The sequence below is a fragment of the Streptomyces sp. NPDC007872 genome (assembly GCF_042868165.1).
Classification (GTDB): domain Bacteria; phylum Actinomycetota; class Actinomycetes; order Streptomycetales; family Streptomycetaceae; genus Streptomyces.
Genome location: NZ_JBIAEA010000002.1, coordinates 787,893 through 810,577, shown reverse-complemented (window position 1 = coordinate 810,577; position 22,685 = coordinate 787,893). Strand labels below are relative to the sequence as shown.

At 73.7% G+C, this 22,685-nt stretch carries 19 protein-coding genes; 11 read left to right on the top strand and 8 right to left on the bottom strand.

Features of this window, described 5'->3' with window-relative positions; all coding sequences use genetic code 11:
- Nucleotides 1-6: 6 nt before the first annotated feature.
- The gene (locus ACFYNX_RS08815) at nt 7-807 is read right to left on the bottom strand and encodes a PspA/IM30 family protein (RefSeq protein ID WP_079131236.1); all 801 of its coding nucleotides are present in this window, start codon (nt 805-807) and stop codon (nt 7-9) included.
- Between the two features lie 272 nt (nt 808-1,079).
- Between ACFYNX_RS08815 and ACFYNX_RS08810 the strand changes: the two genes are divergently transcribed.
- The 3 genes from ACFYNX_RS08810 (at nt 1,080) to ACFYNX_RS08800 (ending at nt 3,692) form a co-directional block, all read left to right on the top strand.
- Nucleotides 1,080-1,685: a DUF3043 domain-containing protein gene (locus ACFYNX_RS08810; RefSeq protein ID WP_356543690.1), complete on the top strand. Its 606-nt coding sequence runs from the start codon at nt 1,080-1,082 to the stop codon at nt 1,683-1,685.
- 65 nt (nt 1,686-1,750) lie between these two features.
- Complete coding sequence (locus tag ACFYNX_RS08805) at nt 1,751-2,527, top strand: class I SAM-dependent methyltransferase (protein WP_388659153.1); 777 nt, start codon at nt 1,751-1,753, stop codon at nt 2,525-2,527.
- Nucleotides 2,528-2,612: 85 nt separating this feature from the next.
- On the top strand, nt 2,613-3,692 hold the full coding sequence (locus ACFYNX_RS08800) for a S1C family serine protease (protein ID WP_388659150.1): 1,080 nt from the start codon (nt 2,613-2,615) through the stop codon (nt 3,690-3,692).
- Nucleotides 3,693-3,755: 63 nt separating this feature from the next.
- Here the strand turns inward: ACFYNX_RS08800 and ACFYNX_RS08795 are convergent, their stop codons facing one another.
- Nucleotides 3,756-3,962, bottom strand: a complete 207-nt coding sequence (locus tag ACFYNX_RS08795; RefSeq protein WP_125663506.1) for a hypothetical protein — start codon at nt 3,960-3,962, stop codon at nt 3,756-3,758.
- A 91-nt stretch (nt 3,963-4,053) separates the two neighbouring features.
- On the opposite strand from ACFYNX_RS08795, the gene ACFYNX_RS08790 reads away from it, so the two are divergent.
- The 4 genes from ACFYNX_RS08790 (at nt 4,054) to ACFYNX_RS08775 (ending at nt 9,022) form a co-directional block, all read left to right on the top strand.
- Nucleotides 4,054-5,256 carry a bifunctional adenosylcobinamide kinase/adenosylcobinamide-phosphate guanylyltransferase gene (locus tag ACFYNX_RS08790; protein ID WP_388659148.1) on the top strand — a complete coding sequence of 401 codons (1,203 nt, stop codon included), beginning with the start codon at nt 4,054-4,056 and terminating at the stop codon, nt 5,254-5,256.
- Nucleotides 5,257-5,302: 46 nt separating this feature from the next.
- Nucleotides 5,303-6,391 (top strand): nicotinate-nucleotide--dimethylbenzimidazole phosphoribosyltransferase, encoded by a 1,089-nt coding sequence (gene cobT, locus ACFYNX_RS08785; RefSeq protein ID WP_365550725.1) that lies wholly within the window; start codon nt 5,303-5,305, stop codon nt 6,389-6,391.
- Nucleotides 6,392-6,500: 109 nt separating this feature from the next.
- The gene (locus ACFYNX_RS08780; protein ID WP_365550722.1) at nt 6,501-8,264 is read left to right on the top strand and encodes a phosphatidylglycerol lysyltransferase domain-containing protein; all 1,764 of its coding nucleotides are present in this window, start codon (nt 6,501-6,503) and stop codon (nt 8,262-8,264) included.
- A gap of 92 nt (nt 8,265-8,356) precedes the next feature.
- On the top strand, nt 8,357-9,022 hold the full coding sequence (locus tag ACFYNX_RS08775; RefSeq protein ID WP_365550766.1) for a hypothetical protein: 666 nt from the start codon (nt 8,357-8,359) through the stop codon (nt 9,020-9,022).
- Here the strand turns inward: ACFYNX_RS08775 and ACFYNX_RS08770 are convergent.
- Nucleotides 8,962-9,726, bottom strand: coding sequence for a hypothetical protein (locus ACFYNX_RS08770; RefSeq protein WP_125663512.1), 765 nt, complete (start codon nt 9,724-9,726; stop codon nt 8,962-8,964). The genes ACFYNX_RS08775 and ACFYNX_RS08770 overlap by 61 nt on opposite strands.
- Before the next feature lie 25 nt (nt 9,727-9,751).
- Here ACFYNX_RS08770 and ACFYNX_RS08765 point away from each other — a divergent pair, with 25 nt between their 5' ends.
- Nucleotides 9,752-10,558: an adenosylcobinamide-GDP ribazoletransferase gene (locus ACFYNX_RS08765; protein WP_388659144.1), complete on the top strand. Its 807-nt coding sequence runs from the start codon at nt 9,752-9,754 to the stop codon at nt 10,556-10,558.
- Between the two features lie 6 nt (nt 10,559-10,564).
- Here ACFYNX_RS08765 and ACFYNX_RS08760 read toward each other — a convergent pair whose 3' ends face one another.
- From ACFYNX_RS08760 to ACFYNX_RS08740, 5 genes are all read right to left on the bottom strand, one after another.
- Complete coding sequence (locus ACFYNX_RS08760; protein ID WP_388659142.1) at nt 10,565-11,362, bottom strand: endo alpha-1,4 polygalactosaminidase; 798 nt, start codon at nt 11,360-11,362, stop codon at nt 10,565-10,567.
- Nucleotides 11,359-11,979 carry a spherulation-specific family 4 protein gene (locus ACFYNX_RS08755; protein ID WP_388659139.1) on the bottom strand — a complete coding sequence of 207 codons (621 nt, stop codon included), beginning with the start codon at nt 11,977-11,979 and terminating at the stop codon, nt 11,359-11,361. The genes ACFYNX_RS08760 and ACFYNX_RS08755 overlap by 4 nt, the downstream gene beginning before the upstream one ends.
- A gap of 72 nt (nt 11,980-12,051) precedes the next feature.
- On the bottom strand, nt 12,052-13,602 hold the full coding sequence (locus tag ACFYNX_RS08750; RefSeq protein WP_388659137.1) for a hypothetical protein: 1,551 nt from the start codon (nt 13,600-13,602) through the stop codon (nt 12,052-12,054).
- Nucleotides 13,599-15,122: a GT4 family glycosyltransferase PelF gene (pelF, locus tag ACFYNX_RS08745; RefSeq protein WP_388659134.1), complete on the bottom strand. Its 1,524-nt coding sequence runs from the start codon at nt 15,120-15,122 to the stop codon at nt 13,599-13,601. Before pelF ends, ACFYNX_RS08750 begins: the two co-directional genes overlap by 4 nt.
- Nucleotides 15,123-15,149: 27 nt before the next feature.
- Nucleotides 15,150-17,267 (bottom strand): hypothetical protein, encoded by a 2,118-nt coding sequence (locus tag ACFYNX_RS08740; protein ID WP_388659132.1) that lies wholly within the window; start codon nt 17,265-17,267, stop codon nt 15,150-15,152.
- Nucleotides 17,268-17,583: 316 nt separating this feature from the next.
- On the opposite strand from ACFYNX_RS08740, the gene ACFYNX_RS08735 reads away from it, so the two are divergent.
- From ACFYNX_RS08735 to sucB, 3 genes are all read left to right on the top strand, one after another.
- Nucleotides 17,584-19,092, top strand: a complete 1,509-nt coding sequence (locus ACFYNX_RS08735) for a leucyl aminopeptidase (RefSeq protein ID WP_388659129.1) — start codon at nt 17,584-17,586, stop codon at nt 19,090-19,092.
- 268 nt (nt 19,093-19,360) lie between these two features.
- The gene (gene lpdA, locus ACFYNX_RS08730; protein WP_388659126.1) at nt 19,361-20,749 is read left to right on the top strand and encodes a dihydrolipoyl dehydrogenase; all 1,389 of its coding nucleotides are present in this window, start codon (nt 19,361-19,363) and stop codon (nt 20,747-20,749) included.
- Between the two features lie 62 nt (nt 20,750-20,811).
- Nucleotides 20,812-22,647: a 2-oxoglutarate dehydrogenase, E2 component, dihydrolipoamide succinyltransferase gene (sucB, locus tag ACFYNX_RS08725; RefSeq protein WP_388659124.1), complete on the top strand. Its 1,836-nt coding sequence runs from the start codon at nt 20,812-20,814 to the stop codon at nt 22,645-22,647.
- Nucleotides 22,648-22,685: the final 38 nt, after the last annotated feature.

Sequence of the window (22,685 nt, the reverse complement as noted above, 5' to 3'; positions counted from 1 at the left end):
CGAGGGCTACTTCTCGAAGCGCGGGTGGGACTGCTGCTGGTTCTGGTGCTGCGGGGCCGCCGTGCCGTTGCCGCCCTCGATCGCCTGCTGCTGCGCCGACGGGCCGCCGGCCAGCTCGGCCTTCATCCGCTGGAGCTCCAGCTCGACGTCCGTACCGCCGGAGAGCCGGTCCAGCTCCGCCTGGATGTCGTCCTTCGCGAGCCCGGACTGGTCGTCCAGGGCGCCCGAGGCGAGCAGTTCGTCGATCGCGCCGGCGCGCGCCTGGAGCTGGGCGGTCTTGTCCTCGGCCCGCTGGATCGCCAGGCCGACGTCGCTCATCTCCTCCGAGATGCCGGAGAACGACTCCGCGATCCGGGTCTGGGCCTGGGCCGCCGTGTAGGTCGCCTTGATCGTCTCCTTCTTGGTGCGGAAGGCGTCGACCTTGGCCTGGAGACGCTGGGCGGCGAGGGTGAGCTTCTCCTCCTCGCCCTGGAGCGTCTGGTGCTGCACCTCCAGGTCGCTGACCTGCTGCTGGAGCGCGGCCCGCCGGGACAGCGCCTCGCGCGCCAGGTCCTCGCGGCCGAGCGCCAGCGCCTTGCGGCCCTGGTCCTCCAGCTTGGCGGACTGCCCCTGCAACTGGTTCAACTGGAGTTCGAGCCGCTTGCGGGAGGTGGCGACGTCGGCGACGCCCCGTCGCACCTTCTGCAGCAGCTCCAACTGCTTCTGGTAGGAGTAGTCGAGCGTCTCGCGCGGATCCTCGGCCCGGTCAAGGGCCTTGTTCGCCTTCGCGCGGAAGATCATCCCCATACGCTTCATGACACCGCTCATGGGCTTCGCGCGCCCCCTTCTGACGGACTCGGCTCCAGCTCTCCAACAAGGTCCACAGTACGGGCCCCGACTCCATTACCGCACTGTTCGGAGCGGGATGCGCTCCTCCCCGAGGACGACTGCGTGCGGCGTCCCCTCCCGCGCAGGGAGGAGGCGGAGTCCGGGGAAACCCGCGCCCTTCCCCCGTACGTACCGGCCAGGACGCAGTCCGTTAGCGGATCGTTCCCGCCCGGCATGGGGTTCATGCCCCCCACCCCGTACCCTTGGGTTTTGTGTTCCGTAGCCGTTCGAAGGACGAGAAGGCCCCCACCGACAAGGTGACGGCGGACCTCTCCACCAAGCAGCCCCGCGACCCCGAGGCCCCCAAGGGCCGCCCGACGCCGAAGCGGAGCGAGGCGCAGACCCAGCGCCGTCGCGCCTCGACGGTGCCGCTCGACCGCAAGGAGGCCGCCAAGCGCCAGCGCGAGGCACGCCGCTCGGACCTGTCCCGTCAGCGCGAGGCGCTGGCCAGCGGCGACGAGCGTTACCTGCCGGCCCGCGACAAGGGTCCGGTGCGCCGCTTCGTGCGCGACTTCGTGGACTCGCGGTTCGCGATCGCCGAGTTCTTCCTGCCGATGGCCGTGGTGATCCTCGTGCTGTCGCTGTTCGGCAACGCCAACCGGGCGCTGCAGAACATCTCGCTGCTCCTGTGGCTCGGTGTGATCATCCTGATCGTCATCGACTCGATCGGCATCTCGATCCGGCTCCGGAAGCAGCTCAACGCCCGCTTCCCGAACGAGCCGAAGCGCGGAGCCGTGGCCTACGGTCTGATGCGGACGCTCCAGATGCGCCGTCTGCGGCTGCCGAAGCCGCAGGTCAAGCGCGGAGAGCGGCCCTGAGCGCCGACCGCTCGGAGGTCGGCGGACCCGCGTTCGAGGGGACCGCGTCGGAGGCGGCAGGGCCCGTGCTGCCCGCCGTCACGCACTGGCCCGCCGGTACGGGCGGGCTGCGCGACACCATCCGGCACGAGATCGTCGCGCGCCAGCTCGACGAGCAGATAACCGCCCGGTACCCGGTGGGGCAGCGGCTGAGGATCCTCGACGCGGGCATGGGGCAGGGCTCCCAGGCCCTGCGCCTGGCCAGGGCCGGTCACACCGTGACCGGCCTCGAAGCCGATCCCGAGCTCCTGAAGGCGGCCCGCGAGTCGCTGGCGACGGAGCCCGCCGGGATCCGCGAGCGGGTCCGGATGATCGAGGGGGACGGGCGCGAGACCGGGGTGCACTTCCTGCCCGGCAGCTTCGACGTGGTCCTCTGCCACGGCGTGCTCATGTACGCGGACGAGCCGGACGCGCTGCTCGCGGGCCTGGCCCGGATGCTGGCCCCCGGGGGCCTGCTCTCCCTGGTCGTGCGGAACGCCGACGCCCTGGCCATGCGGCCGGGGCTCGCCGGGGACTGGGCGGGGGCGCTCGCGGGCTTCGACTCGGACGTCTACACCGACGACGGCGGGGCGAAGGTGCGGGCCGACCGGCTCGACGCGCTCACGGCGACGCTCGCGGGGATCGCGGCGCCGCTGCACGCCTGGTACGGGGTGCGGGTCTTCACCGACGGCGTCCCCGCCGAGCTGGGCCTGCCGGCCGCCGACGAGCTGAACCGGCTCTTCGCCGCCGAGGAGCGGGCGGGGCGGACGGATCCGTACCGGCGGATAGCGACGCTGCTGCACCTGTGCGGGGTGCGGGGGTAGCGGGCCCGGGGCGAGGGAGCCGGGGCGCCCCCTGATCGGGTGCGCTCGCCGGGCCCGGGGCGGGGACGGAACGGATACTCCGGACATGGACGTATCCCGTGCCCACGCCCGCGCCCGTACCCGTCGTCTCCTCCTCTCGCTGACCGCCGGGGCGTGCGCCGCCGCGCTCGTCGGGAGCTGCTCCTCCGCCGGGGACGCGGCGGGTCCCGGGCGGTCGACGCAGGCGGCGGCGCCGCGCTCCGCGAACGAGCTGGAGGACGACTACCGGGCCGTCATCAAGGACGTCCTGCCGTCGGTCGTGCAGATCGACGCGGCGAACAGCCTCGGCTCGGGGGTCGTCTACGACACCAAGGGGCACGTGGTCACCAACGCGCACGTGGTCGGCCAGGAGAAGAGCTTCAAGGTCACGGCGGCCACCGGCGGGCAGCCGGTGACGGCGCGGCTGGTCTCCTCCTATCCCGAGCAGGACCTCGCCGTGATCCGCCTGGAGACCGTGCCGCAGGGGCTGAAGGCGGCGGAGTTCGGGGACTCCTCGACGGTCGACATGGGGCAGATCGTGCTCGCGATGGGCTCCCCCCTCGGCCTCTCCGGCAGCGTGACCCAGGGGATCGTCTCGGCCACCGGCCGGACGGTCAGCGAGGGGCGGGCCGGCGGCGGCACGGGCGCGACCATCGGGAACATGGTGCAGACGTCGGCCGCGATCAACCCGGGGAACAGCGGGGGCGCCCTAGTGAACCTCGACGGCCAGGTCGTCGGCATCCCGACGCTGGCGGCGTCCGACCCGGAGCTGGGCGGCGGTTCGGCGCCCGGCATCGGCTTCGCCATCCCCGCGTCGATGGTGCGGACGGTCGCGGACCAGATCATCAAGGACGGCAAGGTGACGGACTCGGGCCGGGCGGCCCTGAACATCACCGGGCGCACGGTCCTGGACGACGACTACGAGCCGGCGGGCGTCGCGGTGGTCGAGGCGCCGGCGAACGGGGCGGCGGGCGAGGCGGGCCTGAAGCCGGGCGACGTGATCACCCGGCTCGGCGACGCCGACATCACCACGATCACCTCCCTGTCGGAGGCACTGGCCTCGCGGAAGCCGGGCGAGAAGGTGGCGGTGACGTACGTGCGGGGCACGGAGACGGAGAAGACCGAGGTCGTGCTGGGCGAGATGTAGCCGACGCGAAAGGGGGGTGCCGGGCCCGAAGGCCCCGCACCCCCCTCCCCGGCGCCGGGTGCCCTAGCCCTCCGCGTTCAGGGGCATCGGGCCGTAGATCTTCGTGCCGTCCTCCGAGAGGGTGACCTGGTCGGCGCCGCCGCTCAGGAGGTCACGCCAGTGCTCGCCGATCCAGCTCTCCGCGTCGCCCTGGGTGGTGAACTCCTCGGGTGTCACCACCGGCTCGACCTCGGTGCCGTCGGACTTCTCGAACCGCCACGTCCATGCCATGTCCGCCTCCTGGCGCTCACCGGATGATCGGTTTCCTGCCCGCAGCGTAGCCGGGCGCGCACGCCTCGCGGTGGCGCGGGAGGATCTGAGGGTGGAACTGACTCTGCTCGGCACCGGCGCCCCGCTCGGCCTCCCCCGTCCCGACTGCCCCTGCGCCGTGTGCGCGCTCTCCCGGGGGCCACGCGCGCGTGCCGCGACCGCGCTGCTCGTGGACGGGGCCCTGCTGCTCGATCTGACCCCGGGGGCCGCCCTCGCGGCGGCCCGGTCGGGGCACTCGCTCGTGGGCGTCCGGCAGGTGCTGCTCACGCATCCGCACGACGGACCGGCCGTGGAGCTCCCCGCCGGACTGCCGACGGCGGGGAGGGTGCCGGACGGACGGGAGTTGACGCTCATCAGCGGACACCGGGTGCGGGCGGTGCCGATGGACTCCCCCGGCACCGGCTACGAGGTGACCTCGCCGGACGGCGAACGGCTGCTCTACCTGCCGCCGGGCGGCGCCCCGGCCGGGCTCGGCGAGGACCACCGGGCGCCGTACGACGTGGTGGTGGCCGATGTGACGGGCCGTCCGGACGGGCTCGCCCGGCTGCGGGCGACCGGGGCCGTCGGCCCGGCCACGGACGTGATCGCGGCGCACCTGGACCACGACGCGCCGGCGGGCGCCGCGCTGGACCGGCGGCTCGCGGCGGCGGGCGCGCGGGCGGTGCCGGACGGGGCGACGCTGTACGCGGGCGAGTACCACGAGGTGCCGGACGTGCCCCGGCGGACCCTGGTGACCGGCGGGGCCCGGTCGGGCAAGTCGGTGGAGGCCGAGCGGCGGCTGGAGACCTTCCCCGAGGTGCTGTACGTGGCGACCGGCGGGTCCCGGGAGGGGGACCCGGAGTGGGCGCAGCGGGTGGGCCTGCACCGGGAGCGGCGGCCGTCCTCGTGGCGTACCGCCGAGACCTGCGACCTCGTGCCCCTGCTCGCGGAGGACGGGCCCCCGCTCCTGATCGACTGCCTGTCGCTGTGGCTGACGCACGTCATGGACGAGGTCGGCGCCTGGGACGACGGGGCGTGGGCGGACGGCGGGGAGAAGGCGCTGCGGGAGCGGACGGCGGAGCTGGTGGCGGCGGTGCGGGCGGCGCGCCGCACGGTGGTGGCGGTGACGAACGAGGTCGGCTCGGGCGTGGTGCCCGCGACGGCGTCGGGGCGCCGGTTCCGGGACGAGCTGGGCCGGCTGAACGCGTCCTTCGCGGACGAGTGCGAGCAGGTGCTGCTCGTGGTCGCGGGGCAGGCGCTCGTACTGCGCGGGTAGGGTGCGATCACCGATGGCCCTGGCTGATGTGTCTCAAGGCGGAACCGTGAACCTGGACGACTTCTCCGATCTGATCGAGCGCCCCGACGGGGGGATACGGCGTGACGCCGAGGAGCGCCGGGAGCGGCTCGTGGTGCCGCCGGGGGCGCTCGGGCGGCTCGACGAGCTGGGCGAGTGGCTGTCCGCCGCGCAGGCCTCGGTGAAGGTGCGGGCGATCGAGCAGCCGAAGGTCGTCCTGTTCGCGGGCGACCACGGGGTGGCCTCGCTGGACGTGTCGGGGCGCCGGGCCGGCACCGCGCACGAGCTGGTGCGGGCGGTCCTGGACGGGGCGAGCCCGGTGGCCGTGCTCGCCCGGTCGATGGACGTGCCGGTGCGGGTCGTGGACGCCGGTCTGGACTGCGACCCGGAGCTGCTGCCCGCCGAGGTCGTGCGGCACCGGATCCGGCGCGGCAGCGGCCGCATCGACGTGGAGAACGCGCTGACGTCCGAGGAGGCCGCGGCCGCGCTCCGGCTCGGCGTGGCGATCGCGGACGAGGAGGCGGACTCGGGCACCGACCTGGTGGTGCTCGGGGACCTGAGCGTCGGTGGCACGACCCCGGCGTCCACCCTGGTCGCGGCCCTGTGCGGGACGGACGCCTCGGTGGTGACCGGCCGGGGCGGCGCCGGGATCGACGACCTGGCGTGGATGCGCAAGTGCGCGGCGATCCGGGACGCGCTGCGCCGGGCCCGGCCGGTCCTCGGCGACCAGTCGGCGCTGCTCACGGCGGTCGGCGGCGCGGACCTGGCGGCCATGACCGGTTTCCTGCTCCAGGCGTCGGTGCGGCGGATGCCGGTGATCCTGGACGGCGTGGTCGGGGCGGCCTGCGCGCTCGTGGCGCAGCGGGCGGCGTTCCGGGCGCCGGACTGGTGGCTGGCGGGCCAGGTGAGCGGCGAGCCGGCGCAGGCGAAGGCATGGGACCGGATGGCGCTCAACCCGTTGCTCGACCACGGCGTCCATGTGGGTGAGGGAACCGGGGCACTGCTCGCGCTTCCCCTGGTCCAGGCCGCGGCGGCGCTCGCCGCGGAGCTGCCCGAGCGCCCGGAACCGACCACTCCGGACGACGGCGGCGAGACCCCGGGGACTCCCGGGGCCTGACGGGGAGCACGGCGGATTCAGATCGTCTCCGGGGCGGCCGTACGCGACGCGCGTGCGGCCGCCTCCGGCGTCGCCGCGCGACAAGCGGTGCCCCATATGATCGCTTTTCATGGGAGAGGTCCGTTTGTCCGCCGAAGAAGCGCCCCGGGGCACCACCGCCCGTTCGCGGCGCAGCGCCGCGTTCGCCGTCTGGTACCTGCGCGTCGTCACGTTCATCAACTTCCTGGGTGCCGTCTGGGTCTCGTTCGGACAGGACCTGCGCCGGCACAACGAGGACGACTACTTCACGCCGTACCTGCTGACGGCCGGTTTCGCCTCGGGGGTCTTCACCCTCTTCCTGGCGATCACCATGCGCCGCCGCAAGCGGGCGGCATGGATCCTCAACCTGGTGCTCGGCGGGCTCTTCCTGCTGCTCTTCGCCCTGGTGATGTTCTTCCCGGAGATCCGGCAGCACGCCCAGAACTGGGTCTCGCTGGTCCTGACCGCCGCGTTCGTGCTCGCGCTGCTGCTCGGCCGCAAGGAGTTCTACGCGAAGGGCGACCGCTCCAACCCGCTGCTCGCCGCGGCCGTGGCGGTCGGCGGACTGCTCGTCACCTCGCTGCTCGCCGCCGTCCTGGTGACCGTCACCAACACCTCCTCCGGCCACTCCACCTTCCTGGACCGCTGGCGCTACGGCCTGATGCGCCTGGTCACGCTGGCCTCCGACGACTCGCGCTTCACCGGGATCGACACCCCCGGCTGGGTGGACGTCACCATCAACGTCCTGTCCACGCTGCTGCTCTTCGCGGTGCTCCTCGCCGCCTTCCGCTCCCGCCGGGCCGTCGACCCGCTGACCGAGGAGGACGAGAGGCGGCTGCGGACCCTGCTCGACAAGTACGGGGACCGCGACTCGCTCGGCTACTTCGCGCTGCGCCGCGAGAAGAGCGTGGTGTGGTCGCCGAGCGAGAAGGCGGCCGTCGCCTACCGGGTGGTCGGCGGGGTCTCGCTGGCCTCCGGCGATCCGATCGGGGACCCCGAGGCCTGGCCGGGCGCCATCGAACCCTGGCTGGCCGAGGCGCGCGAGCACGGCTGGATCCCGGCGGTGATGGGCGCGAGCGAGGAGGCCGGGGTGATCTACGCCCGGCACGGCCTGGACGCCCTGGAGCTGGGTGACGAGGCCATCGTGGAGACCGGCGAGTTCACGCTCGACGGGCGGGCCATGCGGACGGTCCGGCAGGCCTTCAACCGGGTCAAGCGGGCCGGGTACGAGGTGCGGATCCGGCGCCACGAGGACATCCCCGCCGAGGAGATGGACGCGCTGGTGCGCAAGGCGGACGACTGGCGGGACGGGGCGACCGAGCGCGGCTTCTCGATGGCGCTCGGCCGGCTCGGCGACCCCGGGGACGGCCGCTGCGTGATGCTGGAGTGCACCGACGGGCAGGGCGAACTGCGGGCCCTGCTCTCCTTCGTGCCGTGGGGGCCGCGGGGCCTCTCGCTCGACCTGATGCGCCGCGACCGGGAGGCCGAGAACGGCCTGATGGAGTTCATGGTCATCGAACTCCTCCAGCGCGCCGGAGAGATCGGGATCACTCAGGTCTCGCTGAACTTCGCGATGTTCCGCTCCGTCTTCGAACGCGGCTCGAAGCTGGGGGCGGGGCCGGTGCTGCGGATGTGGCGTTCGCTGCTCAGCTTCTTCTCCCGGTGGTGGCAGATCGAGTCGCTGTACCGCGCCAACGCCAAGTACCGACCGATCTGGGAGCCCCGTTTCATGCTCTTCGAGAAGAGCGCCGACCTGTTGCGCATCGGCCTGGCCGCCGGACGGGCCGAAGGGTTCCTGGAGGCCCCGGGGCTGCCGAAGTGGCTGCACCGCAGACACCTGGAGGGCGGGCGTTGAGCGGGTCCTCCCGGGGAGGCCGGGGAAGCCGGGGCGGCCTCCCCGGCCGGGGAGGGCGCACCCGGCGGTTCGCCCGCCGCGAGTGGGGGCCGCTGTTCACCACCGTGCGGACGGCGCTCGTCACGAAGAGGTGGCGGGCGATACCGATGACGCTGGCGGCGGTCTGCCTCACGGCCCTGTTCCAGCTCGTGCAGAACCAGGACTGGGGCTACGGGCCGGTCCACGACATCGGTTTCGTCCGGGCCGAGGACCCGCTCTGGCTCGCGCTGCTCCGCACCCCCCTCTCGCTCTTCGTGCCCGCGCTCGACCTGCCCGTCTGGGGCGCCCTCGCGCAGGTGCTGCTCGTGTTCGGGATCGCCGAGATCTGCCTCGGCCGGTGGCGGACGCTCGCCGTCGCCTATCTGGCGACGCTGGCCGGCACGCTCTACGCGCGCGTGGGCATCGCGATCGGCCCGGACAGCCCCTTCGGCCTGCCGGCCTCCGACGCGCTGGTGGTCGACACCGGCCCGTCGGCGGCCGTCGTGGGCCTCGCCGTCTACGTCTGCTGGCGTTACCGCGCCCACTGGACCGGCGGCCTGGTCGTCCTCGCGATGGTCGTGGAGGTCGCGATCAAGCCGAACCTGGCGGGCAAGGAGCACCTGGCGGCCATCGCCGCCGTCCTCGTCCTGATCGCGGTCCTGGCCCGGCGCGAGCGGCGTCAGGGCGGGGCCGAGCCGGGCCCCGAGACGCGCTCCTGGAAGCCGCCGATCAGGTCCTGAAAGCGGCGGCGGACCTTGGTCCAGCGCCGGTCGTGGCGGTACGTGCGGAGCCGGGAGCGGGCCCTGGCCCGGTGGCGGCGGCGGTAGAAGCGCTTGGACCACCAGGAGCCGGGGCGGGCGAGCCGGACGGCGCCGACGATCGCCACGAAGGGCACGAAGACCCCCATCACGGCCATCCGGAACTTCCCCTTCACCAGACTGACCAGGATGAAGAGGAAGTTGAGCACGATCGTGACGATGAAGGTCGCCCGGTCCTGGCGCTCGTCCTCGGACACGTCGTTCACGCCGAGCGGCGAGAAGCCGCTCAGGGCGAGCATGACCAGGGCCGCGGTGAGCACGACCACCTCGACGCTCTTGCGGCCGTCCTCGCTCCAGTACACGTCGTCGAGGTGGAGGATCAGCGCGAACTCGTCCAGGACGAGCCCCGCGCCGATCCCGAAGACGACGGCGAAGACGGCCGCGCCGACGCCGTGCCGGCCGCTCCCCACCGCGCCGAAGCCGCCGATCACGGAGAGGACCACGCCGGGCACGACATGATGGATGTGGAGCCCGCCCGAGGAGACGTTTCCGAACGGGCCCTTCCCCGCCCGGATGAGGCGGGTGATGGTCCGGGTGACCAGGAACGTCACGACAAATGAGGTCAGGGCGAGGAGCAGCGGGAGCTTCCCCGGTTCGAGGATGTTCCGCGAGAACCAGTGACCCATGCCACCCCCTTCCGAAATGCGCGGTATGCGCAATCTACCGTCCGGAACCGGCGATTACCCTGCCCGGATGGACGGCCTGCGTTTCGCCTTCGGCACCCTCACGGTGCTCCCCGCCCGCATCACCCGCTGGGACCGGGACGCGGCGCGCGCCGGCATGCTCTGCGCCCCGCTCGCCGGGCTGACCGTCGGCCTGGCCTCCGCCGCGCTCGGCTCGGCCTTCCTGCTGCTCGGCTCGGGTCCGCTGCTCGCGGCCGTCGTCACCGCCGCCGTTCCCGCCGTCCTCACCCGGGGCCTCCACCTCGACGGCCTCGCGGACACCGCCGACGGCCTCGGCAGCGCCAAGCCGGCCGAGGACGCGCTGCGCATCATGAAGCAGTCGGACATCGGCCCGTTCGGTGTGATCGCCGTGGTCCTCGTCCTGTTCGCGCAGGTCGCCGCGCTCTTCCACCTGTACGGGGAGGGCTGGGCGCACGGCGCCGTCGCCGCCGTCCTCGCCGCCACCGCCGCCCGCCTCGCCCTCACCCACGCCTCCCGCCACGGCGTCCCGGCGGCCCGCCCCGAGGGGCTCGGCGCGATCGTCGCCGCGACGGTCCCGGTCCGCTCCGCGACGCTGGTGACGGCCGCCTTCCTGGTCCTGGCCGCCGGGGCGGGCCTGCTGCTCTCGCCGTACGACGCGGTCCGCAACGTCCTGGCGGCCGGCGCCGCCCTGGGCGCGGCGGCGCTGCTGCTCCGCCGGTGCGTGCGGCGCTTCGGCGGGGTGACGGGCGACGTGTTCGGCGCGGTGGAGGAGGCGGCGGCGACGGCGGCCCTGGTGGCGCTGACGCTGGGCTGACCGGCCTCAGCAGGGCCTGCGCCAGACCCCGAGCTCGTACTTCTTGAGCATGGAGCTGAGGCCGAGCCTGCGGGACCGCGGGCAGAACCGGTCCGTCGTCAGCTCGTACTCGACGTGGAAGACCGCCTTGCCGGCCCGCACGAACGGGGTGAGCCGGTCGCACTCCTCGTACTCGGCGCACTGCTCGTTGACCGCGAAGTCGAAGTCCGGGAGGAGCTCCGGGATCTGGTCGAGGTCGTTCTTCAGGCCGACCGCGAGGCCGCGCTCGTGGGCGAGGCGGGCGATCAGGCGGTTGTAGCGGAGCTGGTCGGCGGCGGTGAGGGGGAAGCCGGTGCGGTTCTTGTAGCCGTCCATGTTGTCGGGTTCCACGGCGTCGAAGCCCTTGGCGCGGCACATGTCGAGGCGTTCGGCCATCAGGGGGCCGAGGACGTCGGTGCGGCGGACGTCGAGCCAGCGCTCGCCCTTCCAGCCGTTGCCCCCGCCGAGCACGGCCTTCGGGAAGCGGCCGGCGTCGGGGCGGAAGTCCTCCCAGGCGCCGGTGGAGAGGTAGCAGATCACCTTGCGGCCCCGGGCGTGCAGGTCCTCCACGGCGGACGCCGGGTGGTCGAAGCCGTCGATGTCGTACACGGGGACGTCGACCGCCGGGTCGAGCCGGCCGCTGAGCTGCCACTGCCAGGCGAGGCCGGGCCCCGGCCGCCAGCGCTCCTGCGCCCGCTTGGCGTCGGGGGCGGGGTCGGGGGCCGTCGTCGTGCAGGCGGTGGCGAGGAGCAGCAGCCCCGCGAGCAGGAACGGCAGTCGTCTCATCGGGCGGGCTCCGGGAGGTGCGGGAGGCTGCCCCAGGGGTGCGTGCCCGCGCCGGGCACCGCGCAGTGCACGGGGGTGGCGGGGCGGAACCCGGCGGGGGCGGCGTAGACCAGGTGGCAGTAGTGGGCGGCGACCGGCAGGTCGAGGGTGCGGTAGGTGTCCCAGGGGCCCTCGAAGGTGACGAGCAGGTCCGCCTGGGCCTCGTAGCCGGGGTCCGGGTGGGCCCCGTGGTTGAAGACCAGGGTCGCGGCTCCGGCGGCCCGGGCGGCGACCGCGATCCGGCGGTAGTGGGCGAGGGCGCCGGGCGCGGTCGCCACCTGGTCCAGGAAGGCGCCGTCGGCGGCGTACCAGTCGCGGTGGCGCAGCAGTTCGCCGACGACCTCGGCGTGCGGGCGGCGCCCGTAGGCCGTGTCCACGTAGCCGAGGACCCGGACGCCGGCCGCGCGCAGCCTCCCGGCGGCGTCGGCGAACGCCGGGTCGGGCGCCGGGCCCGCGCCGCTCGCCGGGTTGAGGACGACGCCGTACAGGGAGGGCGCCGCGCCGACGAGCGCCGCCCAGGCGTCGGGGCGTTCGGCCGGGTGCTCGTAGAACGGCACCAGGAGGGACGGGGTCGTCATCGCGTTCCTTATTGGGGGTGTCTTGTCGATCGTGCCGGGCTCGCGGCGTCCGGCCCGGCCGACAGGACACCCCTAGCGGTGGGCGGTCGGTCGTACCAGCAGAACACAGGTGAGGACGGCGAGCACGGCCGCCGCTCCCCCGGTCGCCGCCGGGCCCGCCGCGGGCAGCGCGGTCTGCGCGGCCGCCGCGAGCAGGCAGACGGTGGCGGCGCCGAGCACCGCGCCGAAGGCCTGGAGCAGCAGTCCGAGCCAGAGCGCGGTCCCGACGAGGAGCAGGGCGAGCAGGTCCGGGGGCTCCGGCCGGGGCGCACCCGGCCAGAGCAGGGTGACGGCGAGGAGGAGGGCGGTGAGGACGGTGAGGTAGCCGCCGACGCAGAGGACGAGGGTGCCGGTGACCGCCCGCCGGAACTCGCGGGCGGTGGTGAGGGTCCGCAGCCGGGTCAGGCTCTCGCCCCGGAAGCGGTGCAGCAGCCATTCGGCGGGCCCCATGGAGAGGGTGAGCGCGACGACGGCCCCCGCGCCGCTCACCGGCGTGGTGCCGGTGCCCGCGTGCAGGACGAGCAGGCCGCTGCCGAGGCCGAAGAGCCCGTACGGGAGCGAGGCCGCGCGCGGGGGTCCGCCGCGGCCCGCCGCCGCCCGCGGGAGGCCCGGCCGGAGCGCGAGCGCGGCGAGGACGGCGGTCGCGGCGAGGGAGGCGAGGAGGAGACCGGTCCGCAGGGGGTCGGGCAGGTCCCAGCGGAAGGCGGGGACGGCTCCGGCGAGCGGCACCAGGGCGCCGAGCAGGGCCCGTTCGCGGCCGAGGACCAGGAGGACGGTCGCGGCGGCGAGGTAGAGCGCCTGGCCCGCGGCGAAGACGGCGGCCGGTATCTCGCCGGGCGCGGCGACCGCGAGGGCGACGCCCGTCCCGGCGAGGGCGCCCGGGGGCGCGCCGGCCAGCAGGGCGCGGGCGGCGGCGGGCCGGTCGCCCAGGCCGAGCCAGGTGTACGCGCGGTGGGACAGGGCCTGGTTCCAGACCCAGCCGGTGACGGCCCCGGCGAGCAGCGGGACCGTGCCGCCGGGCAGCCCGAACCGGCCGTGCTCCCCCGCGAGCAGCGGGGCGGCCAGGACGTACGCGAGTCCGGGCAGCGCGAAGACGAGTCCGCGCAGGAGGCAGTGCGCGAGGCCGTCGAACCGGGTCCCGGCGGGCGGCGCCTCGGGCGCGGGGTGGCGCCGGGCCACGCGCGCGTAGAGGTCCTCGGCGAGGGCGAAGGAGTCGGTGCGGCCGTAGGCGAGCCGGATGTGGTCGTCCGTCATGCCGTCGGACTCCAGGAGCGCGGCCACCTCGTCGGGGTGCACGGCGGCGGCGACGAACCCGTCGAGCCGCTCGGCGAGCGCGTCGAGGGGGTCGGGGGCGAGGTCCGGGTCCGGGGCGCTCTCCTCGTGCGGGGACTTCGATGCGTGCGGGTCCTTCGATGCGTGCGGGGTCTGCGACACGTGCGGGTCCTTCGACACGTGCGGGGTCTTCGACACGTGCGGGGTCTTCGACACGTGCGGGGTCTTCGGCGCCCCCTCCCGGCGGGGTCTCGGGATCGCCGGGAGGGTCGCCCCCTCCTTCGGGGGCTTCAGCCACAGGGAGCCGCTCACGCCGGGGTGCCTCCCGTCACGAGGTCCGCCGGGGTGCGGTGGGGGGCGGGGATCCGGACCGTCCAGGGCTGCGGGTCGGGGCGGGGGGACGAGTCCGCGCCCGCGAGTTCGCGGTAGATCCGGCGGAAGCCGTCCACCGAGCGGTTCAGGGTGAAGCGGTCGACGACCCGCTGCCGGGCCAGGCGGCCCAGTTCGGCGCGGCGGGCGCCGTCGCGCAGGAGGGCGGAGAGGGCGGCGGCCATGACGGCCGGTTCGCGGGGCGGGACGACGAGTCCGGTGTCGCCGACGGCCTCCCGCACCCCTCCGACGTCCGTGGAGACGGTGGCGCGGCCGCAGGACATGGCCTCGATGAGGGAGAAGGGGAAGCCCTCGCTGATGGAGGAGAGCACGACCACGCTGCCGGCCGCGTAGGCCGAGGGCACGTCGGAGACGCGGCCCTCGAAGGAGACCCCGTCGGTGACGCCCAGTTCGGCGGCGAGCTTCTCCAGACGGGTCCGGTAGTCCTCGTTCCCGGCGGGCACCGGCCCGAACAACCGCAGTCGCAGCGCGGGGAGTTCGGCGCGGCAGATCGCGTACGCCCGGATCAGGGTCTCCAGGTCCTTGATGGGGTCGACGCGTCCGCACCAACTGAGGGTGGGGGTGGCGGGCTCGGGGCCGGCCTCGGGGAAGAGGGCCGGGTCGACGCCGTTGTAGACGGTGCGGATGCGGTCGGCGGGGGCGCCGCCGCGCTCCTCCCAGCGCCGGTTGTACTGGTTGCAGGGGGTGATGAGGTCGGCCTTGCGGTAGCCGAGGGTGTTGAGCTCGCGGTAGAAGGCGAGCATCAGGGCCTTGACGGGCCAGGGCTGGGTGTCGGTGCGGTAGCCGAGGTACCGCTCGCGGAGGTAGATGCCGTGTTCGGTCAGCAGGAAGGGGACCCCTTCGAAGTGCTGCGCGGCGAGGGCCGGCAGCGTGGCGAGGCCGCTGGAGACGGCGTGCGCCACACCGCCGGGGGATATCCGGACGGCGAGCGGGCGCAGGGCGTGTTCGAGCAGGTCGGTGGCGGTGAGGGCGTCGTGGACGGTGGGCCGGGCCGCGCGCGTCGGCAGGTGCGGCATGCTCCACGTCCACATCAGGGAGCGCAGGGCGGCCTCGGAGCGCAGGGCGGCGGTCAGCCGTCCCCGCCGGGCGAGCGCGGCCAGTTCGTACAGGCTCGTGCCGAAGTCGTAGCCGGTCCCCGGGTCGAGCAGGGAGAGCAGGAGCCGTTCGTACGTGTCGAGGAAGCGGCGGCGCTCCCCTCCCCGGGGGGCCCGGCGCGCGCGGGCGGGCGCCGGGCCCCAGAGGGGGAACGCGGTGTGCCGGACGACGTTGGACGGCAGGTCCCAGGTGACGGGCTCCCGTCCGCTGCCGGTGAGGGCGAGGACGTCGAAGTCCACCTCGGGCATGCCCCGGACGAGCTGGTCGCACCAGGTGCTGACCCCGCCGTGGACGTGCGGATAGGTGCCTTCGGTGAGCATGGTGACGTGACGGCCACTGCTCGGCATGTGCGGTTCCCCCCGGAACGTACTGGGTCAGGTGGTCGGGATCGTGAGGGTGACGGCGCTCTGGAGCAGTTCGGGCGAGGTCCAGGCGGAGCGGGCGCCGGCGTAGGCCGTGCCGAAGGCGGTGGTGCCGAGGAGCAGCTTCTTGCGGGTGCCCTCGGGGGCGGTCACGGGCGCGGTGACGCCGGAGGGGGCCTTGACGGTGACGGTGGTGCCGATCCGGTAGGCGGTGACCTTTCCGGCGGCGAGGGCCTGGTCCCAGGCGGCGCGGCGGGTCAGCTCGGTGCCGACGTCCCGCTGGGCCGGGTTCACCAGCGGCGCGGAGGGCGCGAACAGGCCCCGGTAGTCGGCCAGTACGCGGTCGAGGACGGGGTAGAGGAGCCGCTCCTCGGCCAGGTTGGACTGGTGCACGTAGTGCGGGCGCGGGTCGTTGCCGAGGACGTGGGAGAGCGCGGTGCGCGCCTCCTGCGGGACGATGTGGTCGGCGTAGCCGGTGGCGACGGGCAGCGGGGCGGGCAGGCAGGTGGAGGCGGGGTTGGACTCGCAGATGCCGCTGCCGCCGTCGGCGCGGGCGGTGTAGACCCAGTTGTACTCGTCGGCCATCTCGGCGGCGGTGCCCACGTTGTAGTACACGTTCATGGGGTGCCGGGGCACGGTCTTCGCGGCGCCGGTCGCGGTCCCGACCGTGCGCTGCTGCGGCTCGCGGGAGTTGTCGCTGCCGGTCCACTTCACGCCGTTGTCGGCGAGCGCGCCGGCGAGGTTCGGGTTGTCGACGGGCTGCTGGGGCAGGGTCTTCAGGCCGGAGTGCTCGCCGGTGACGAGCTCGGAGCGGTCGACCGCGATGCCCTTGCGGACGGCCCAGTCGTGGTTGTCGCGGATCTGCGCGGACAGTTCGGCGCGGCCGACCCAGAGGGTGGCGCCCCTGGCGTCCTCGGCACACCGCCAGGGCACGACGGTGGTGTCCTGGACGCAGCCGAGGAAGGGGTGGGTGTAGGTGTGGTTGATCCACCGGTACTGGGCGCGGTCGGCGACGAGCCGGTCGGTGAGCGGGTCGGCGCCGCCGTGCTCGGTCTTCCACTGCTCGCCCTGGCCGCCGTTGTAGACCATGTCGAGGGTGAAGCCGGAGGTCTTCTGCCAGGCGGCGGCGTACTGGGCGTCCTCGACGGTCATGCGGATCGGGTTCGCGCCCTCGCCGTCGTCGCCGGCGCAGTCGAAGTCGCCGGGGGTGCAGTCGAGCGCGGGGTCCCAGCGGGCGTCGGGGGCGAAGACGTCGTCGACGTGGACGGAGAGGTAGTTGCGGCTCTGGCCGAGGTGGATGCCCTGGGTGAGCCATGCGACGATGCCGCGGGCGAGGGCCCGGAACTGCCGCTGGTACTGGTTGTAGGCGAAGGTGACGACGAGCTCGCGGCGCCCGTCGGTGGCGTACTCGCCGACGAGGCTGGCCCGGCCGCCGCCCTCGACGGGGAGGTCGAGGTAGCTGGTGTAGCCGGCGCGGGGGCGGCCCGCGTAGCCGTAGCTCTCGGCGACCGTCGGGTCGTTGTCCTCGAAGGTGAGCGATCCGGCGAGGTAGCGGAAGGGGCCCGCCTTCCCGGCGGGGGTGACGGAGGTGGTGACCCCGTCGAGGACGCCGGACGTGCCGCCCTCGTTCGTGTAGTCGAGGCCGACGCCCGGGTGCGACCAGGTGTAGGCGTCGACCTGCGGGATCCCGAAGGTCCGCTCGTACGCCTGGAGGGCGGCCTGCTCGGCGGAGTCGGGGCCGAAGGCGGTCTCGTGGGGCAGGACGACGCCCTGGTACTTGGCGCGGGGCCGCCCGGTCGCGCTGTCGGAGGGCTCGCTGAGAAAGGCCTGGTTCACCAGCGGCCGGTTCGGGTCGTTCAGGTCGATCCGGCGGTACGGGACGCCGGAGCCCTTCAGCTCGGCGGTGATCGCCCCGACCGCGCTGCCGCCGTCGTCGACGACGAGGACGGTGAGGTCGATCCGGGGCTCCGGGGCGGTGGCGGCCTGCGCGGACGGTACGGCGGTGGCGACGAGCGCGGCGGCGGCGAGGGCCGCGAGCCGGGCCGTGCGGGGCGCGGTGCGGGGCGAGGCGTGGGCGCCCGGGGCGGTGCGGGACGCGTTCCCGGGCATACGGATTCGGCCGGAGTCCATCGGTGGTTTCCCCCCTCTGCAGGACCGCGCCGGGCCGGGACGGGACCGGGCGAACCTGTGGAGATGTTGCAGATGGCGCGAAGGCGAGGGTGTCGCCCTTGCGTGAATGAGGCGAGTGTGAAGGGAGCCGCCCGATCCTGGCCGGTAAACATGAAAGAGACACCACGGATGAGTGAATCAACGCCGCCGTGAGCGAACCGGGTGAGCGAGCGTAGGCTCGTTCCCGGCGCTCTCCGGGCCGAAATACGATGCGGCGGGCACGGTCGGCCCATCCCTCGACCGCCACAGAACTCAATGGAAGCGAGAATTCACCACCGTGACTGCTCTCACTCTCAGCACTGCCGGCGCGGCGACGCTGCGCGCCGACGCCCTCGTGGTCGGCGTCGCCAAGTCCGGGAAGGAGCTGATCGTCGCTCCGGGCGCCGAGGCCGTGGACAAGGCCTTCGAAGGCCGGCTCGCCGCCGTCCTGGAGACCCTGGGCGCCTCGGGTGCCGAGGGTGAGGCGACCAAGCTGCCCGCCCCCGCCGGTCTCAAGGTCCCCGTCGTCCTGGCCGTGGGCCTGGGCGGTGCCCCCGCCGACGGCGAGGCGTTCGGCACGGAGACCCTGCGCCGTGCCGCCGGCACCGCCGCCCGCGCCCTCTTCGGCACGAAGAAGGCCGCGTTCGCCCTGCCGGTCGCCGAGGCCGAGGCCGTCTCCGCCGTGGCGGAGGGCGCCCTGCTCGGCGCGTACGCCTTCACGGCGTACCAGGAGGTCGGCAAGGACGCGAAGAGGCCGCTCGCCGAGGTCGCCCTGCTCGGCGCCAAGCCGCGCGACAAGGCCCACAAGGCCGCCGCCGAGCGCGCCCAGGCCGTCGCGGAGGAGATCAACCGCGCCCGCGACCTGATCAACACCCCGCCGAACGACCTGACCCCGGCCGCCTTCGCCGCCACGGTGCAGACCGCCGGCAAGGAGCACGGCCTCAAGGTCCAGGTCCTCGACGAGAAGGCGCTCGCCAAGGGCGGCTACGGCGGCATCCTCGGCGTCGGCGCCGGCTCGGAGAACCCGCCGCGCCTGGTCCGCGTCGCCTACACCCACCCGAAGGCGGAGAAGACCCTCGCCCTGGTCGGCAAGGGCATCACCTACGACTCGGGCGGCATCTCCCTGAAGCCGGCCGGCCACAACGAGACGATGAAGTGCGACATGAGCGGCGCCGCCGCCGTGTTCTCCACCGTCGTCGCCGCGGCCCGCCTCGGCCTGGAGGCCAACGTCACCGGCTGGCTGGCGCTCGCCGAGAACATGCCGTCCGGCTCCGCCACCCGCCCGGGCGACGTGCTGCGCATGTACAGCGGCAAGACCGTCGAGGTCCTGAACACCGACGCCGAGGGCCGCCTCGTCCTGGCCGACGCGCTGACCCGCGCCTCCGAGGAGAACCCGGACGCGATCGTCGACGTGGCGACCCTGACCGGCGCGATGATGATGGCGCTCGGCAGCCGCACCTTCGGCATCATGGCCAACGACGACGAGTTCCGCTCCACGATCCACGAGATCGCGGAGGAGGTCGGCGAGGCGTCCTGGCCGATGCCGCTCCCGGCGGACCTGCGCAAGGGCATGGACTCCCCCACCGCCGACATCGCGAACATGGGCGAGCGGATGGGCGGCGGCCTGGTCGCCGGCCTCTTCCTCCAGGAGTTCGTGGGCGAGGGCATCGCCTGGGCCCACCTGGACATCGCGGGCCCGGCCTACCACGAGGGCGCCCCGTACGGCTACACCCCCAAGGGCGGCACCGGCTCCTCGGTCCGCACCCTGGTGCGCCTGGCCGAGCGGGCCGCCGAGGGCGAGCTCTGAGCACCGTGTGACCCCGCGTGACGGGACGGCCCCGGGCTGCGTGCCCGGGGCCGTCCCCGTCGCGTTCCCGCCCGTCCGGGACCCTCCGTACGGTCGATCGGCCGTCTCGGAGAACGGCCCCGCGTCCCGCCATCCGTCAACAAGTGCGAAGATGGGTTCTCGGCAGGACAGGGCCCCCATCACAGGGCCGAAAATATAGCGGCCGAACACCAGCCGCCGCCCGGTCATGGACGACCGGCGACGAGCGCACATGCATGGAGGACGTGACGTGGCGAACGACGCCAGCACCGTTTTCGACCTAGTGATCCTCGGCGGCGGTAGCGGCGGTTACGCCGCGGCGCTGCGCGGAGCGCAGCTGGGCCTGGACGTCGCACTGATCGAGAAGAACAAGCTCGGCGGCACCTGCCTGCACAACGGCTGCATCCCGACGAAGGCCCTGCTCCACGCCGGCGAGGTCGCCGACCAGGCGCGCGAGGCGGAGCAGTTCGGTGTCAAGGCCTCCTTCGAGGGCATCGACATCAAGGGCGTGCACAAGTACAAGGACGACGTGATCGCGGGCCTCTACAAGGGCCTCCAGGGTCTCGTCGCCTCCCGCAAGGTGACCTACATCGAGGGCACGGGTCACCTCTCCTCCCCGACCTCCGTCGACGTGGACGGCCGCCGCGTCCAGGGGCGTCACGTCCTCCTCGCCACGGGCTCCGTGCCGAAGTCGCTGCCCGGCCTGGAGATCGACGGCAACCGGATCATCACCTCGGACCACGCGCTGACCCTGGACCGGGTCCCGGAGTCCGCGATCATCCTGGGCGGCGGCGTCATCGGCGTCGAGTTCGCCTCGGCGTGGAAGTCCTTCGGCACCGACGTCACCGTCATCGAGGGCATGAAGCACCTGGTGCCGGTCGAGGACGAGAACAGCTCGAAGCTCCTTGAGCGCGCGTTCCGCAAGCGCGGCATCAAGTTCAACCTCGGCACCTTCTTCCAGTCCGCCGAGTACACCGACGACGGCGTGAAGGTCACCCTGGCCGACGGCAAGACCTTCGAGGCCGAGGTCCTCCTGGTCGCCATCGGCCGCGGCCCGGTCTCCGCCGGTCTGGGCTACGAGGAGCAGGGCGTCGCCATGGACCGCGGCTACGTCCTGGTCGACGAGTACATGCGCACCAACGTGGAGACGGTCTCGGCCGTGGGCGACCTCGTCCCGACCCTCCAGCTCGCGCACGTCGGCTTCGCCGAGGGCATCCTCGTCGCCGAGCGCCTGGCCGGTCTGAAGACCGTCCCGATCGACTACGACGGCGTGCCGCGGGTGACGTACTGCCACCCCGAGGTCGCCTCCGTCGGCATCACCGAGGCCAAGGCCAAGGAGATCTACGGCGCGGACAAGGTCGTGGCCCTGAAGTACAACCTCGCGGGCAACGGCAAGAGCAAGATCCTGAAGACCGCGGGCGAGATCAAGCTCGTCCAGGTCAAGGACGGTGCCGTGGTCGGCGTCCACATGGTCGGTGACCGCATGGGCGAGCAGGTCGGCGAGGCGCAGCTCATCTACAACTGGGAGGCGCTGCCGGCCGAGGTCGCGCAGCTCATCCACGCCCACCCGACGCAGAACGAGGCGCTCGGCGAGGCCCACCTGGCCCTGGCCGGCAAGCCGCTGCACTCCCACGACTGACGCTCACGTCATCACAGGGCGCGACGACCACTTTCCGCAATTCGTTAGGAGCAACTGAAACCATGTCGGTTTCCGTAACCCTGCCGGCGCTCGGCGAGAGCGTCACCGAGGGCACCGTCACCCGCTGGCTCAAGGCCGAGGGCGAGCGCGTCGAGGCCGACGAGCCGCTGCTCGAGGTCTCGACCGACAAGGTCGACACCGAGATCCCCGCCCCCGCCTCGGGCATCCTGGCCTCCATCAAGGTCGCCGAGGACGAGACGGTCGAGGTCGGCGCCGAGCTGGCCATCATCGACGACGGCTCCGGCGACTCCGCCGAGGCCAAGGCCCCGGCCGCCGAGTCCGCTCCGGCGCAGGAGGCCCCGGCTCCGGAGGCCCCGCAGGCCGAGCCGTCCACCGAGACCGAGCAGCCCGCCCCGGCCCCGACGGCCGAGGCCGCCTCCGGCGGCGGTTCCGCCGAGGGCACCGACGTCGTGCTGCCCGCCCTGGGCGAGTCCGTCACCGAGGGCACCGTGACCCGCTGGCTGAAGTCGGTCGGCGAGACCGTCGAGGCCGACGAGCCGCTGCTCGAGGTCTCCACGGACAAGGTCGACACCGAGATCCCCGCCCCGGCCTCCGGTGTCCTCCTGGAGATCGTCGTCAACGAGGACGAGACCGCCGAGGTCGGCGCCAAGCTGGCCGTCATCGGTGCCGCGGGCTCGGCTCCGGCCGCCGCCCCGGCGCAGGAGGCCCCGGCCCCCGAGGCCGCTCCGGCCCCGAAGCAGGAGGAGGCCCCCGCGGCCCCGAAGCAGGAGGAGGCCCCCGCGGCTCCGGCCCCGGCGCCCGCCCCGGCCGCTCCCGCCGCTCCGGCTCCGGCCGCCCAGGCCCCGGCTCCGGCCGCTCCGGCCCAGGCCGCGCCGTCCCTCGCCCCGGCCGTGGTCACCCCGGTCCCGTCCACCCCGGCCCCGGCGGCTCCCGCCGCGTCCTCGGAGGACGGCGCCTACGTGACCCCGCTGGTCCGCAAGCTCGCCACCGAGAACGGTGTCGACCTGGGCTCCGTCAAGGGCTCCGGCGTCGGCGGCCGCATCCGCAAGCAGGACGTCCTCGCGGCCGCCGAGGCCAAGAAGGCCGCCCAGGCTCCGGCCGCCGCCCCGGCCGCCGCCGCCGCGCCGAAGGCTCCCGCGCCGGAGTCCTCCCCGCTGCGCGGCCAGACCGTCAAGATGACCCGCATGCGCAAGGTCATCGGCGACAACATGATGAAGGCGCTGCACGGCCAGGCCCAGCTCACCTCGGTCGTCGAGGTCGACATCACCAAGCTGATGAAGCTGCGCGCCCGCGCCAAGGACGCCTTCGCCGCCCGTGAGGGCGTCAAGCTCTCCCCGATGCCGTTCTTCGTGAAGGCGGCGGCCCAGGCGCTGAAGGCCCACCCGGTCATCAACGCCCGGATCAACGAGGACGAGGGCACGATCACCTACTTCGACACCGAGAACATCGGTATCGCGGTGGACTCCGAGAAGGGTCTGATGACCCCGGTCATCAAGGGTGCGGGCGACCTCAACATCGCCGGCATCTCGAAGAAGACCGCGGAGCTGGCCGGCGCCGTGCGCGCCAGCAAGATCACGCCGGACGACCTGGCCGGCGCGACCTTCACCATCTCCAACACCGGTTCGCGCGGCGCGCTGTTCGACACGATCATCGTGCCCCCGAACCAGGTCGCCATCCTGGGCATCGGCGCCACCGTGCGCCGTCCGGTCGTCATCGACCACCCGGACCTGGGCGAGACGATCGCGATCCGCGACATGACGTACGTCGCGCTGTCCTACGACCACCGTCTGGTGGACGGCGCCGACGCCGCCCGCTACCTGACGGCCGTCAAGGCGATCCTGGAGGCCGGCGAGTTCGAGGTCGACCTCGGCCTGTAGTCGCGTGCGGGCGGGCTCCGGCCCGACCGCAACGTAAC